This window comes from Undibacterium sp. JH2W, assembly GCF_049340425.1.
Lineage (GTDB): Bacteria > Pseudomonadota > Gammaproteobacteria > Burkholderiales > Burkholderiaceae_D > Undibacterium.
The window spans coordinates 200753-215764 of sequence record NZ_JBMPOT010000001.1 but is presented as its reverse complement, the minus strand read 5'-3'; the positions used below and the strand labels follow the sequence as shown (position 1 = coordinate 215764).

Annotated in this window: 11 protein-coding genes; 3 read left to right on the top strand and 8 right to left on the bottom strand. The window is 52.2% G+C overall.

From position 1 onward, the window contains the following. The first annotated feature begins 5 nt into the window (after window positions 1-5). On the top strand, window positions 6-455 hold the full coding sequence (locus tag ACO0LC_RS00970; protein ID WP_422999716.1) for a hypothetical protein: 450 nt from the start codon (window positions 6-8) through the stop codon (window positions 453-455). Window positions 456-550: 95 nt separating this feature from the next. Further along, a complete protein-coding gene (locus ACO0LC_RS00965; RefSeq protein ID WP_422999714.1) occupies window positions 551-1033 on the top strand; it encodes a hypothetical protein in 483 nt (160 codons plus the stop codon). Window positions 1034-1132: 99 nt separating this feature from the next. Here ACO0LC_RS00965 and ACO0LC_RS00960 read toward each other — a convergent pair whose 3' ends face one another. From ACO0LC_RS00960 to kdpF, 7 genes are all read right to left on the bottom strand, one after another. Next, the gene (locus ACO0LC_RS00960; protein WP_422999712.1) at window positions 1133-1867 is read right to left on the bottom strand and encodes a TorF family putative porin; all 735 of its coding nucleotides are present in this window, start codon (window positions 1865-1867) and stop codon (window positions 1133-1135) included. Between the two features lie 95 nt (window positions 1868-1962). Next, window positions 1963-2685, bottom strand: coding sequence for a two-component system response regulator KdpE (gene kdpE, locus ACO0LC_RS00955; RefSeq protein ID WP_422999710.1), 723 nt, complete (start codon window positions 2683-2685; stop codon window positions 1963-1965). Next, a complete protein-coding gene (gene kdpD / locus ACO0LC_RS00950; protein ID WP_422999708.1) occupies window positions 2682-5408 on the bottom strand; it encodes a two-component system sensor histidine kinase KdpD in 2727 nt (908 codons plus the stop codon). Before kdpD ends, kdpE begins: the two co-directional genes overlap by 4 nt. A 58-nt stretch (window positions 5409-5466) precedes the next feature. Further along, a complete protein-coding gene (gene kdpC / locus ACO0LC_RS00945) occupies window positions 5467-6069 on the bottom strand; it encodes a potassium-transporting ATPase subunit KdpC (RefSeq protein WP_422999706.1) in 603 nt (200 codons plus the stop codon). 27 nt (window positions 6070-6096) lie between these two features. After that, window positions 6097-8265: a potassium-transporting ATPase subunit KdpB gene (kdpB, locus tag ACO0LC_RS00940; protein ID WP_422999704.1), complete on the bottom strand. Its 2169-nt coding sequence runs from the start codon at window positions 8263-8265 to the stop codon at window positions 6097-6099. A gap of 99 nt (window positions 8266-8364) precedes the next feature. Further along, window positions 8365-10173 carry a potassium-transporting ATPase subunit KdpA gene (gene kdpA, locus ACO0LC_RS00935; RefSeq protein ID WP_422999702.1) on the bottom strand — a complete coding sequence of 603 codons (1809 nt, stop codon included), beginning with the start codon at window positions 10171-10173 and terminating at the stop codon, window positions 8365-8367. Continuing rightward, window positions 10173-10262: a K(+)-transporting ATPase subunit F gene (kdpF, locus tag ACO0LC_RS00930; RefSeq protein ID WP_110254457.1), complete on the bottom strand. Its 90-nt coding sequence runs from the start codon at window positions 10260-10262 to the stop codon at window positions 10173-10175. Before kdpF ends, kdpA begins: the two co-directional genes overlap by 1 nt. Window positions 10263-10719: 457 nt before the next feature. Between kdpF and ACO0LC_RS00925 the strand changes: the two genes are divergently transcribed. Then, window positions 10720-13617, top strand: a complete 2898-nt coding sequence (locus ACO0LC_RS00925) for a bifunctional diguanylate cyclase/phosphodiesterase (protein WP_422999699.1) — start codon at window positions 10720-10722, stop codon at window positions 13615-13617. On the opposite strand, the gene ACO0LC_RS00920 is transcribed toward ACO0LC_RS00925, so the two are convergent. Beyond that, entirely contained in the window at window positions 13600-14493 is an 894-nt protein-coding gene (locus ACO0LC_RS00920; RefSeq protein ID WP_422999697.1) for a Dyp-type peroxidase, read from the bottom strand. The genes ACO0LC_RS00925 and ACO0LC_RS00920 overlap by 18 nt on opposite strands. Window positions 14494-15012 lie beyond the last annotated feature (519 nt).

The following is a 15012-nucleotide window of genomic DNA, read 5'->3' as shown; positions in this document are numbered from 1 at the left end:
ACGCCATGAAACGTCTGCTTATTGCACTGGCTGCATACAGCAGCCTGACTTTGTCTGGTTTTTTTGTGCTTGCCTATATGCAGATACAAGACCTGAGATTGCAGATAATTTCTGGACTGATACTGCTGGCAACTGCTATCTGCATATTCATGGGGATCAAGCAAAAGAATAATGGAACTGAGCAGGTTTTTTGCATTTCGGTTTGCTTACTGGTCGCAGCATATCAAACGAATAGAAATGGCTGCTTGATAGAAGCTATGCTGATGCTTGTCTTTACCAGCTTGATACAGATAGTAGTCGCACTCCCCGGTGAGCAGCGGCCTCGTCAAAAGAATTACGCACTGCTATTCATCAGTTTGCAAAAATTATTGGCCCTGATAATAATCATGCTGGCAACACAGGAGCTGCTTGCTGACATGCATGCGCAATTTTCTTCAGAATTGTACCTGCCATGATTGTGGCGATAGTGACTGCAGACTTTGCATCAGCAACTGTCAGCACAGCCGCCAGGCTGGCTGAGCGCCGGGCACTTGCGGGCAGGAACGTCTTATTGCTAAAACAAAATTGCGAGAGAAAGCAGGCTAACCAGTACCGGAAGGAAGCTGAGAATATTGCGTGGTTACACCTGGAAATTAAAAACGGTGCGAAACCTGGCATACTTTCTTCCGAGGCGATTATCGTAGAGCTGATGCATGGACATGCAGGTTTCCACGATATTTTAATGGATATTCCCAAACCATTTTATGCAGATGCAGCCACTGCTTTATCCTGCTGTGACCTGTTGATATGTCATACAGAATTGGATACATGGGATAAAGAAAAACAGGCGAAACTCTATAAATGCATACGGCTGGCACGCAGTAAAAATAAGCATTTACCAGTGCTGATCACTATAGATAAAATCGCTTGCATCCAAGGCCAGAAATTTGTCAGCCAGTTGTCGCAGCAGCTTTCGCATATCAAATTTATTTACCTTGATGCAGAAAATGATATGCCGACGACACAGCTTTACAGGGCAATCTATTTGCCATGATTGCCTTGTTCCATATCCACAAATATAGCCAATCGAAAAACGAAGCCTGAATCTTGTAGGGTGCGCATGGCGCACCCTACAAATTTAATCAGGACTTATTCAGAATGTCTTGCTAACCGTAACTACCAGCGCAGTCTTGCCCAGGAACTTGCCATTGACTGGCGATGCATAAGCAACTTCCCCGGCGTTGGTGCCAATGACTGCTACCGCCCCCGTGACTATGCCAAAGTCTTTGCTGAGACCCAGCTTCCAGTCTGTATAACTGTAAGCACCATTGTTCTTGACTTGCTGATGACCGGCATGCAGGTTCAGCGTCAGGCCAGTGGCCATTTCCACGTTAGCCCCCAGATCCAGATAGCCACTGTTTTTACTGTCGGAAAACCCGAAGAGGTTGGTGACGGAATGTGAGTACTTGGCATAGGCCGGGCCGTAGGAGAGCTGACCATAAATTTCGGTGGTATTCGCACTCACAGCCAGGCCATTGGATGGATAGACATAGCTGAGCACACCGACGTCATAACTGATGTCCTTGGTGATTTCACCGCGTTTTCCCGCATACAGATCAATTTCTACATCGCCACCACCACCAGCATCCTTGGTCCACTTGATGGTGGATGCCCAAGTGCCGGCATAAAAGCCGCTGGGGTTATGGGTATAGTCAGCCCCACCCTGCAATGCTGCCTGCAGGCGTGTTTGTGAAATGCCGCGATAACGGTAGTCAGAAGTCACTGCCGCATTGAAGCTGACTTCATGCTCGGGTTTGACATCTTCTGCGCTGGCATATCCGGCAAAAAAGACGCTGCTGATGGCTGCTGCCAAGATGAGTTTTTTCATTTGAGTCCTCTAAAAAAATATTTGCAAAATTTAAGGATGCAAAAGTCCCACCGGCGAGCAAAGGATGCTGCCGGTTATTCAGATTCGTAGGTAGTTTAAGTTGGCAAGTGCAAGCGATAACCTATCGCTGTTTCAGTCAACAAATAACGCGGTTGTGCCGGGTCATCTTCCAGTTTCTGTCGCAAATGTCCCATGTAGATGCGCAGGTAATGGCCGCTTTCGGAATGACTGGGGCCCCAGACTTCACGCAGCAGTTGCGGGTTGGTGACAACCCGGCCAACATTGGTGACCAGCACCATCAGCAACCGGAATTCTGTCGGTGTCAGCTTCACCATCGCCCCGGCCTTGGTGACCAGGCGGGCTTTCATATCGACCTTGACGTCACCAAACTGGACTATGCCATCCAGGCTGACTCCTGGTTGACGCTGACGACGGAAAGTCGCACGTACCCGCGCCAGTAATTCACCAACACCAAACGGCTTGGTCAGATAATCATCCGCACCGGCATCCAGTGCCTTGATTTTTTCCTGTTCGCTGACTCGGGCAGAAAGCACGATGATAGGTATGCTCGACCATTTTCTGACATCCCTGATAAAATCAATTCCATCGCCATCAGGCAAGCCAAGATCAAGGATAATCAGATCAGGTTGACGTGTGCCTGCGTCTACCAGTCCACGTTGCAGGTTGGCAGATTCCAATACCTGCCATTCCTCTTCTTCCAGTGCATTGCGCACGAAACGGCGGATTTGCGGCTCGTCTTCTACCAGCAAGGCGACTGGCATGGCAACGGTAGCTCCATTTAATGTATGGCTAGTCATTTGTTTTCTTCTTCTGATTCTGGCATGGCAGGCGGCGTGCCCAAAGGTAGATTGAAGACTATGCAAGCACCACCATCGGGAGAGTGGCCTGCATGCATAGTTCCCTTGTGCGCCTGCACGATGGCGCGGCAAATCGCCAATCCCAGGCCTACGCCAGGTAAGGCAGATTCGCGTTCGCCACGGGTAAATTTCTCAAAAACAGCTTCTTCACGGCCAGCTGGCAAACCTGGCCCATTGTCATAGACCATGGCTTCGAGCATACTGCCATTGGTTCCGGCAGCAATACTAATGACTGAGCCAGCGGGTGTATATTTTGCGGCGTTTTCCAGCAGATTACACAAGACCCTTTCTATCAGCACAGCGTCAAAATTGATGAGTGGCAAAGCAGGCGACAAACGGGTTTCCACTTTATGATTCTGTAATTGCGCACTACAGATGCGCAGGGAAGTGCCGACCACTTCTTCAAAGGTCTGCCATTGCAGATTCAATTTGACTTCACCACTTTCTATTCTTGCCATGTCCAGCAAATTTGTCACCAGTGCAGAGAGGCGCAGGGTCTCATCCCTCAGTGCTTGCGCCATACGCAGTTGTGCATCTGCGAGCGCGGGCTTGGACATGGCCAGGGATTCCGAGATACCTACCAGCGAGGTCAGCGGCGTACGCAAGTCATGTGACAGCGCAGCCAGCAGTGAATTGCGCAGGCGCTCGGACTCCATGTGAATTAAGGCATCTTGCGCGACTTCAATATAGTGCACTCGCTCGAGTGCTATCGCGGCCAGGGCTGCGAAAGTGTCGAGTTGCTGTCTTTGCTCAGGGATCATGATCCAGCGCTTGCTCTCTGGCTGTATGGCCAGTAAGCCACGGGTACGCATGGGTGCCACCAGCGGCAGGTAAAAGAAATTACTGGCGGGCAGGGTGTCTGTGCCTATGCCCGCTGCCTCCACTTTGTCAAAGGCCCATTGTGCGATGCCCATGTCCAGTCCGCTCACTGTCGTGGCCGGTGGCAACAGACGTCCGGCATCGTCGGGTAGCAGCAGGGTCGCCTGGGCACGGAAAGCTCTTTGTATGATGAGCTGGGTAGTTTCTGAAATCTGTTCTGCCAGTAACACTCCTGATAAGTCACGGGCAAATTCATACAGCGCACGTGCACGTGATTCCCGGTGAGATGCCACCCTTGCCTGATACCGCAAATCAGCAGTCAGATGACCGGTAATCAAACCCACCAGTAACATGACGGCAAAGGTCATCAAATACTGCAAGTCGCTCACTGCGAAAGAAAAACGTGGTGGTACAAAAAAGAAATCGAATACAGCTATGCCAACAACAGTGGAAAGTACCGAAGGGCCACGCCCAAATTTCACGGCCACCAGTACCACGGTCAACAAAAACAACATGGCAATATTGACCAGATTGAACACCTCAAACAAAGGTGTCGCTATCAGGCCGGTAGCAGCGCTGGCCAATACGGCATACACATAACGCCAATGCCGCGCTGGTACGCGTGGGCTGGGTAACTCACTGCTACTACCATTTACCGAATTTTTTTCATTATCAGTATCTGTCGCGCCAGTCCGGCTTTGTCCAACCTCGATCAAGTCCAGATCTGGTGCATAAGCGGCGATATCTTTCAGATTTGTCGCTTGCGGCCACACAAATCGCCAATTGCTGGCTTTACCGCGACCCAGGACTATGCGTGAAAAATTATGACTATGGGCATAGTCAACAATCGCCAGCGCGATATCCTTGCCGGTCAGCACTGCCGTCGAAGCCCCCAGATCTTCTGCCAGCTTCAGGGTTTTCAATATGCGTTCGCGCTGGGCAGAAGGCAGGTGCTGCAATTGCGGGGTTTCAACGTAGACAGCGTGCCATTCTGCACTCATCTGGCTTGCCAGGCGGGCAGCACTGCGTACCAGATGATCGGCATCACTGCGCGGCCCTATGCAGGCCAGCAAGGCGGCATCGGTCTTCCAGATGGTGCCTATGGATTTTTCTATGCGATAGGCCTGTACATCATCTTCCACCCTGTCAGCAGTACGGCGCAGCGCCAGTTCGCGCAAGGCAATCAGATTGCCTTTACGGAAGAAATTCTTGGCGGCGCGTTCTGCCTGCTGCACTTTATAAACGCGGCCAGACTTTAGCCTGGCCAGCAATTCATCAGCAGGGATATCCACCAGCACGACTTCATCGGCTTCATCAAAGACCTTGTCGGGCAAGGTTTCATTGACGCGTATGCCGGTGATGCCGCCGACCACATCATTCAGGCTTTCCAGATGCTGGACATTGACGGTGGTATACACATCGATGCCGGCACTCAGCAATTCATCAACATCTTGCCAGCGTTTGGGATGGCGTGAACCGGCGGCATTTGAATGCGCCAGCTCATCCATGAGTATCAGGGGTGGATGGCGCTCCAGCGCCGTATCTATATCAAATTCACTGAGTGTCTTGTCACGATAGGGAATGAGCTTGGCTGGCAATACTTCCAGCCCATCGACCAGGGCTGCGGTTTCGTCCCGGCCATGGGTTTCTATGACACCGACCAATACCTGCTGGCCTTGCGCCACCAGCTTGCGCGCAGCAGTCAGCATGGCGTAGGTCTTGCCCACGCCGGCAGATGCGCCGAAATAAATACGCAGCTTGCCGCGCGTGGCTCTACGCTCTTGCTCCTGCACATGGGCAAGCAAGACATCAGGGTCGGGGCGTTGTTCGCTGTTGGTGGCCATATCGGTTTATTTGTCGAAACTGCTTTCGCCTGCAAAGTACACAGGCGAACAGCCTATCTTATTTATTGAGCTTGTCCAGTGCCAGATTCAAAGCCAGCACGTTCACTCTGGCTTCACCCAGCAAACCCAGCATAGGCTGCTGCGCCAGTTGGCCTATGATAGCCTTGACTTGCGACTCTTGCAGCTTGCGTTCACGTGCCACCCTGGCAAGCTGGTAATTGGCAGCAGCCAGACTGATTTCAGGATCCAGGCCACTGGCAGATGCAGTCACCAGATCCACCGGTATTTTTGCGGTGTTGCCAGGGTCTGCGGCCTTCAGCGCCTCCACACGAGCTTTGATGGCATCCGTCTGCGCTGTATTACTAGGACCGAAATTGGAACCACCCGAAGACTGGGCATTATTTGGCATAGGGCTGGTGGCTGACGGCCTGCCCCAGAAATATTTGGGTGATGTAAAAGCTTGCCCTATGAGTGAAGATCCCACGGTCTTGCCATCCTGCACGATGAGGCTGCCTTCTGCCTGATCATTAAAAATGACCTTACCCAGGCCTGTCATGGCATAAGGGTAGATGACACCAACCACCAGCGTCAGCCCGGCGAACAGGACGATGGCGGGGCGGAAGATAGCATTGCCAGTGTCAGTGTTTGTATTAGTACTCATGATGATTCCTTATTGAGCAATGTAAAATCAAGCGAGATGCAGTAAAGCCAGGATGACATCAATGAGCTTGATACCAACAAAAGGCAGGACTATGCCACCCAGGCCATAGATCAGCAAATTGCGGCGCAACAGCAGCGATGCACCGATGGCGCGGTATTTGACACCCTTCAAAGCCAGTGGGATCAGGAAAACGATGATCAGAGCATTGAAGATCACCGCAGACATGATGGCAGATGAAGGGCTGGTCAGGTGCATGATGTCCAGCGCCTTGAGCTGTGGATAAGTGGCGACAAAGGCTGCCGGGATAATCGCAAAATACTTGGCGATATCATTCGCAATCGAAAACGTCGTCAGCGAACCGCGTGTCATCAGCATCTGTTTGCCTATCTCGACGATTTCCAGCAACTTGGTAGGGTTGGAATCCAGGTCCACCATGTTGCCTGCCTCTTTTGCCGCCTGTGTGCCGGAAGCCATGGCTACTGCCACGTCAGCCTGCGCCAGTGCCGGTGCATCGTTGGTGCCGTCACCTGTCATGGCCACCAGGCGACCATCGGCCTGATAACTGCGTATCAGTTTCAGCTTGTCTTCCGGTGTGGCTTCTGCCAGGAAGTCATCTACGCCGGCTTCTGCAGCAATCGCCGCTGCAGTCAGTTTGTTGTCACCGGTAATCATGATGGTCTTGATACCCATGCGGCGCAGCTCGGCAAATCTTTCCTTGATGCCGCCCTTGACGATATCTTTCAGTTCTATTGCACCCATGACCTTGCCATCATCGACGACGACCAATGGCGTGCTGCCACGGCGTGAAATATCATCCACGGTTTTGCTGAGTTCAGCAGGAAAGGGGCGACCAAGGGACTCAACAAATTTTTTGACGGAATCTGCAGCGCCCTTGCGTATCTGGCGGTTACCGATATCGACGCCACTCATACGGGTTTGTGCAGTGAATTGCACGAAAGTCGCATTCAGGCTGGCCATCTCGCGTTCACGCAGATTATATTTTTGCTTGGCAAAGATGACGATGCTGCGGCCTTCTGGCGTTTCATCGGCGAGAGAAGCCAATTGAGCAGAGTCAGCCAGTTGCGGCAGGGTCACACCAGGTGCAGGGAAGAAATCAGATGCCTGGCGGTTACCCAGGGTGATGGTGCCGGTTTTATCCAGCATCAGCACGTCAACGTCACCGGCAGCTTCCACCGCGCGGCCAGACGTGGCGATGACATTCGCCTGCATCATGCGACTCATGCCAGCCACACCAATCGCAGACAGCAAGCCGCCTATGGTGGTGGGGATAAGGCAGACCAGCAAGGCGATCAGCACTGTGATGGAGATAGGGGCAGAAGCAAAACCCGCGGCCTTGGCAGCATCGACACTGAATAGCGAGAATGGCAACAGGGTTACAGTCACCACCAGGAAGATGATGGTCAGGGCCACCAGCAAAATGGTCAGGGCAACTTCATTTGGGGTCTTCTGGCGTTTGGCACCTTCCACCATGGCGATCATGCGGTCGATGAAGGCTTCTCCAGGGTTGGATGTCACACGCATCACCAGCCAGTCAGACAAGACGCGGGTACCACCGGTAACAGCAGAAAAATCACCGCCAGATTCACGTATCACGGGTGCGGATTCACCGGTGATGGCGCTTTCATCCACTGTCGCCACACCTTCTATGACCTCACCATCGATAGGGATAACATCATTGGCTTCGACCAGTACCACATCACCCTTGCGCAAGTCATTGGCCTGGGCTGGCAGCCAGGTGGTGCCGTGTTTTGGTATGGCCAGTTTCTTGGCCATCACGGTTTGCTTCAATGCGCGCAGGGAAGCAGCCTGGGCCTTGCTGCGACCTTCTGCCAGTGCTTCGGCAAAATTGGCGAACAGGACGGTAAACCATAACCAGATGGAAATCGCCAGGATAAAGCCAGGACTGGCTTCACCCTGGCCCATCAGGGATTGCACGAACAGCATGCTGGTGATGATGCTGCCTACATACACGACAAACATCACCGGGCTGCGCAATTGCGTGCGCGGGCTGAGTTTTTTGAATGAATCGATGACGGCAGGCATGATCAGACTGCTGTCAAATAGCGACAAGCGTGGCTTGCCGCCGGATATGGAATCGCCAGCTTGTCCAGCGCCAGGTTTGGCGGCTGCATTGACTTTGCTGTCGATAGTTTTTTGTACACTGGTACTAGACATGTTAATCCCCTTAAACTACGATTGGGTCTGAATGAGCGTGCGCCATCAGGCAAAGCCTCATTCAGGTTTCCCAAATTATTTCGCACGTTATTTCGCGAGTTATTTCACGATCAATTGCAGATGTTCAACCACCGGGCCCAGGGCAAGGGCAGGCACATAATTGAGCACACTGATAAGCACCACCGTACCAACCAGCAAGGCGATGAACATGGGGCCATGGGTGGGCATGGTGCCAGCATTGGCTTCCAGCCTTTTCTTGCCTGCCAGTGAACCGGCTATCGCCAGTACAGGCACGATCATGGCAAAGCGGCCAAACCACATGGCTATCGCCAGCATGATGTTGTAGAAGGGCGTATTCGCACTCAGACCGGCAAAGGCGCTGCCATTGTTATTGGCGGCTGAAGTAAAGGCATACAGCACTTCAGAAAAGCCATGGGCACCAGGGTTCAGGATGCCGGCCTTGCCCGCTTCTGACATGACTGCGATGGCCGTGCCTGCCAGCACCAGGACAGGTGTCACCAGGATGGCGATCGAAGTCATTTTCATTTCATAAGCCTGGATTTTTTTGCCCAGGTATTCTGGTGTGCGGCCTATCATCAGGCCAGCGATAAACACTGCCAGTATCGCGAAGATCAACATGCCGTACAGGCCACTGCCTACGCCGCCAAACACCACTTCACCAAACTGCATGAGAACGATAGGTACCAGGCCACCGATAGGCATCAGGGAATCATGCATGGCATTCACCGCGCCGCAGGACGCTGCCGTTGTTACCGCCACAAACAGGCTGGAAGCGCTGATGCCGAAGCGGGTTTCCTTGCCTTCCATATTGCCACCGGCTTGCAGGGCTGACGTGGCCTGGTCTATATTCATGCTGGCCAGCACGGGGTGAGTCTGCTGTTCTGACAACATCACTGTCAGCGTCATGGCCACGAACAAGACCGTCATTGCCGTCAATACCGCCCAACCCTGACGCATATCACCAACCATGTGGCCAAAGGCAAAGCACAGCGCAGCAGGGATGAGGAAGATGGCAATCATCTGCATGAAATTGCTCAGGTAGCTGGGGTTTTCATAAGGATGTGCCGAGTTGGCATTGAAAAAGCCGCCACCATTGGTGCCCAGCATCTTGATGGCTTCTTGTGAAGCCACCGGACCCATGGGCAAAGTCTGGGTAGTCGCCGTCAGGGTTTCCATGATTGGTGCGCCCTTGTCATCTTTTAAAGGCTGGGCGTCGGGGCCGAGCTTGGGCTGGCTGTAGGTGACAGGGTCGATCAGTTGCACATCTTTGTAGCCAGAGAAATTCTGAATCACGCCCTGGCCCATGAGAAAGACGGCGAATATCACCGACAATGGCAACAGCAGGTACAGGGTGGAACGTGTGATATCAGTCCAGAAATTGCCTATGGATGTGGCGGAGTGACGGCTAAAGCCGCGTATCAGCGCAAACACCACGGCAATGCCGGTCGCGGCCGAAAAGAAGTTTTGTCCAGCCAGCACCAGCATCTGGGTCAGGTAGCTCATGGTGGATTCACCGGTATAACCTTGCCAGTTGGTATTGGCGACAAAGCTGACAGCGGTATTGAAGGATGAATCCATGCTGACATTCGCCATATTTTGCGGATTCAAAGGCAGCCAGACTTGCAATCTTTGCACTGCATACACGGCCAGCGCACCCAGAGTATTAAAAATCAGCAGGGCGATGGCATATTGCTTCCAGCCCATGCCTGCTTCCGCTTTTATGCCCGCCATGCGGTACAGGCCTTTTTCCAGCCAGCGCAACCAACCCATGCCGGGCACCGTGGCCTTGTCATCGGCGATCCTGGCGATGAAGCCGCCCAGGGGATAAGCCAGAAGCAGTAGCGCGACCAGGAACAATACCAATAAAACAATTGCTTGCGTAGTCATCACAGCTCCTCGGCATTCAACAAGGCTGCGATCAGATAGACGAACAAGGCGGCAGCCACCACCGTGCCCAGGATGTAGAAGGGATTCATGCTTTTGCTCCCAAAGTGTCGCAGGCCAGCACTAAAGCCCAGACCAACAGGAAGAAAATTCCCATGCCTGCGAGATATAAAAATTCCATCAGATATTCCATGCTTCGCTCCTCGTTTTTACACTGTGAAGCATAGCCAGAAGCATGTAAAAACTTCGTAAAGACTTAAACAGGGGACGTAAACAAGATGTAAAAATTTGGCAGAATCTGCAATTCAAAGGCAAATTGAAAGAATGCGGATCTTGATCTAAGATCAAGAATGACTGCCCTTATGTATTTTTGTCAGCGCCGACTAATGACAAAGAATGTTGACTTATCAAAAGTTAACTAACGCCAGTCTGGCTTTGCCGCATAATTGCTCAAGTCTCTTAAAGCCTTAATCCATGTACAAGTCTGAGCAATTTGCCTTATCCAGAAGTTTTCTCCAGAAAATAAGGCTGGGGCATATTCTATTGATTATGCTGGCCTACTTTGGTGCCGGGCGCATAGGCTTGTCCATTCCCTATGTCAACCCCAACGTCAGCCTGATCTGGCTGCCAACCGGCATCGCCATCACAGGCTTGCTGCGTTATGGCAAGCTGGCGGCGATTGCTGTTTTTATCGCAGCCTGGCTGCTGGAAATGTCGGCAGGCTTCAGCTTATGGGTGGCTGGCAGCCTGGCCGTGGGTAATACCCTGGGGCCAGTGCTCAGTCAATGGCTATTGCGCAAACAGGGTTTCAGGCGCGATTTTCCGAGGCGGCGCGATGTGATCGGCTTTGGCATGGCTGTCATGCTGGGCATGTGCATCTCGGCGACGGGTGGCACACTGACACTTTGGCTACATGGCTTGAATGCCGATCTGGCAACAGTCTGGCTGACCTGGTGGGCCGGTGATACCGTAGGAGCCTTGCTGGCCGCCCCCCTATTGCTGTCTTTTTCGCTGAAGTCGCTGTCAGGCCTGTCCAAACGCCGCAAGGAAATATTTGGTTTCCTGCTGCTGTTCGCGCTGGCCAACTGGCTGATTTTTGCTTCCCCTTATAGCCACCTGCACCTGACCTTCGTCATGGTGGGCATCATGATCTGGGCGGCAATGCGTTTTGGTATTAGCGGCGCATCTTGTGTGGTGCTGACGACGTCTTTGTTCTCGGCCTGGGCCACATCCAATAGCATGGGGCCGTTTTATGACGGTGGCCAGGCGAATCTGCTGATACTCTGGGCGTATATGACGACCATGGTATTGATTACCCTGATCATCACTGCCCTGCAGTCAGAAAGCTTAGACGCCACCCGGCAGATACAGGAAGCTTACCAGCGCATCAACAAAGTTGCCTCGCGCCTGCCTGGTTTGGTCTTGCAATATCGCATACGGCCTGACCATAGTGCCTCCATCCCTTTTGCCAGCGATGCCATCGTGCAGATGTTCGAAGTCACGCATGATGAAGTCAAGGATGATGCCCTGCATTTATTTTCCCGCATAGACCCACGCGATATAGAAAACGGTACAGCACTGATACGTGAGGCCATGCGCAATCTCTCACCCTGGCAAAGCGAATTCCGCATGCACCGCAAGGATGGCACGGTGCGCTGGCTGTATCTGGATGGCTTGCCTGAGCCTGAGCCTGGTGGCTCCATGCTCTGGCATTGTTTTATTACCGACATCACAGAACGCAAACAGGCTGAACAGGATTTGCGTATCGCTGCCTGCACCTTTGAATCGCAGGAAGGTATTTTCGTGACTGACGCCAACTGGGTCATGCTGAGGCTGAACCAGGCTTTCACCCGTATCACCGGTTATGCAGCGGCAGACTTGATAGGCAAACGCCCGCCCTTGCACAAGACCAAACAGCAAGACCGGGATTTTTTTGTGCATATTAATGCCTCGCTGGCAGAACACCGCTACTGGCATGGCGAACTGTGGAGCCGCCGCAAGAATGGGGAAATTTACCCACAGATGATTACCCTGACCGCCATCACTGACAACCATGGCGAGGTTAGCAATTACATAGGTTCTTTCACCGACATCAGTCGCCACAAGGGATATGAAGCTGAGATACGCAATCTGGCCTTCTATGATCCATTGACACAGTTACCTAACCGCCGTTTGCTGATGGACAGGTTGCAGCACTTGATCTCCATCAGTAACCGCAATGACACCCACAGCGCCATCCTGTTTATCGACCTCGATAACTTCAAGACCCTCAACGATACCCGTGGCCATGATGCTGGAGACCTGCTGTTGATAGAAACTGCCAGCCGCCTGCAAACCTGTATGCGCGACAGCGACACCGTGGCGCGCCTGGGTGGCGACGAATTTGTCGTGGTGCTCGAAGAACTGAGTGTAGAAAAAGAAGATGCCCTGCGCCAGGCTGACAGGATCGCAGAAAAAATACGCCAGCTACTGAGCCAGCCTTATCAGATAACCGACTTTGAGCATCATGGTTCCAGCAGCATAGGTGTCTGCCTGTTCCAGGGGGGCGATATCACGGTCAAGGACTTGTTCAAGCGCGCCGACACCGCCATGTATGAAGCCAAGACGGCGGGTCGCAATGCCGTGCGCTTTTTTGATCCGGCCATGCAGGCTATCCTGGTGGTGCGCATGCTGCTGGAATCGAATTTGCGCGTGGCGCTGGCGAATAATCAATTCCAGTTGTACTACCAGGTACAAGTGAACTCCGAAGGCAAGCTCATAGGTGCAGAAGCCCTGCTGCGCTGGATACACCCTGACCGTGGTTTTATTTCACCGGCTGACTTTATCCCGCTGGCAGAGGAAACCGGCCTCATCATTCCCATAGGTTTATGGGTACTGGAAACCGCCTGTGCCCAGATCAAGCAATGGGAAGGCAGCAAGGACACCCGCCACCTGACACTGGCGGTCAACGTCAGTGCCAAACAATTCCAGCAAGTCGATTTTGTTGATACCCTCAGCGAAATCATACGGCGGCACAAGATAGATCCCACCCGCCTGAAAATAGAATTGACGGAGAGTACCGTGCTCGACAATGTCGATGCCACGACCGAAAAAATGCATGAGTTGAAAAAGCTGGGCATTGCTTTTTCCATGGATGATTTTGGCACTGGTTATTCTTCACTGGCCTACTTGCAGCGCCTGCCCTTAAATCAATTGAAGATAGACCAGTCTTTTGTGCGCGACTTAAGTCATGATGAAAATGATGCTACTATAGTCCGCGCCATCATCTCACTGGGCGTTAACCTGGGTTTGAATGTGATAGCCGAAGGGGTGGAAACCAGTGCCCAGCGGGCGTTTTTGATTGCCCATAATTGCTATGCCTTCCAGGGCTATTACTTCTCCAAACCCTTGCCACTGGAAGGCTTTCTGGCACTCTTGAAAGCGCCAGAATCAGACGAGGTTCAATAAGCGCACATCGAGCTTGCCATCCTGCATGGGTGGACACCAGAAATAACTGCCAGTCTGCGGAACAGTGAACTGAAACAAGGCATCAGTGACACCATCTTCAGCACCTGACATGCGTTTTAATTGCACTTCAAACGGATAGAAGGAATTGGCAAAAGCGACGAAATACAGGCCGGCCTTGTCCTGCGCAGACCAGGGCATGGAACGCCTGAGCATGTAGGCTTCGGGTGTGAAATTTTCTTGCGCAGTGCGTTTGACATGAGCTGATTCTGGCGCATCTTCCAGTTCTTCATTATCGCTGCGGCGACGGCCTATGGCATTGTCCTGGTCGTCAGTTGCCATGGCATCAAAGCGATCAAACTTGTGTAGCCATTGCTGGATGGCTACAAAACTGGAGCCTGCCAGGCCAGGCACATCACCCATCACAAAAGCCGCAGCAATGGCAGCATCGTCATGCGGATTCTCTGTACCATCTTCATAACCGCTGAGATCACGGCCTTCCTGGTATTTGAAGGCATCGACTTGCTGTTGCAATTCAAATGCCGGAGCCAGCACAGACATCAGTTGCTGCAAAGGACGCACCAGGTCGCCACGTTCATGCTGGCGCAACCAGCACCACAATGCCGCTGGTGTCGCAGGCAGGCGCATGCGGCTGCCTTGTATGCCATGGAATTCTTTCATGCCGGCGATCTCGCTGCCCAATACTTGCAAGAGGCTGGCACCGAAGCCGATGACCAGATTTTGGCCATCGGTTTTGTCTGCCAGTGCGCGTACTACTTTCTTGAGCGTTGCTGCATCAATACCAGCCTTGATATTTAAACTGAGATAAACGGCATGGGCAGGGACTGTCTGCAATATGCCTTCCTGGAATAAGTTCATGTACTGCTCCTGATTGATAAATTTCAAACTACCTGTGTTGTAGGAGCGGCTTTTGCCGCGAATGTCCGACACAGCAGACTGTTCGCAGCAAAAGCCGCTCCTACAAAAATGCAAAGGGCACGTAAGCCAGCTCTGGGACGCATTTTATCAACAGGCAGGCAATATGTTCCAGGTAAAATCCTCCTGGCATCCTGCAATGCTGTCTGGAATAACGTGCTTCACAAGCAATAGCGACTAAATTCCCTCCCTTTCAAGGGGAGGGCTAGGGTGGGGATGGGTTTCGATTGATTAACGATAGATGAATTTACGTCAGAAACCCATCCCCATCCCAACCTTCCCCTTGAAGGGGAAGGAGCTTCTATTGCGACCATTGGCAAAAATATTCAATTGCAGAATTAAGAACCTAACACAGAAAAATCGCTAGGACACGGCTTGTATTTGGTGTTCAAAACGAGTCAAGATAATTATTCCAGAGAGCAGTATGACATCCTGCGATATAGCAGCTTGTTATTTTTTAGA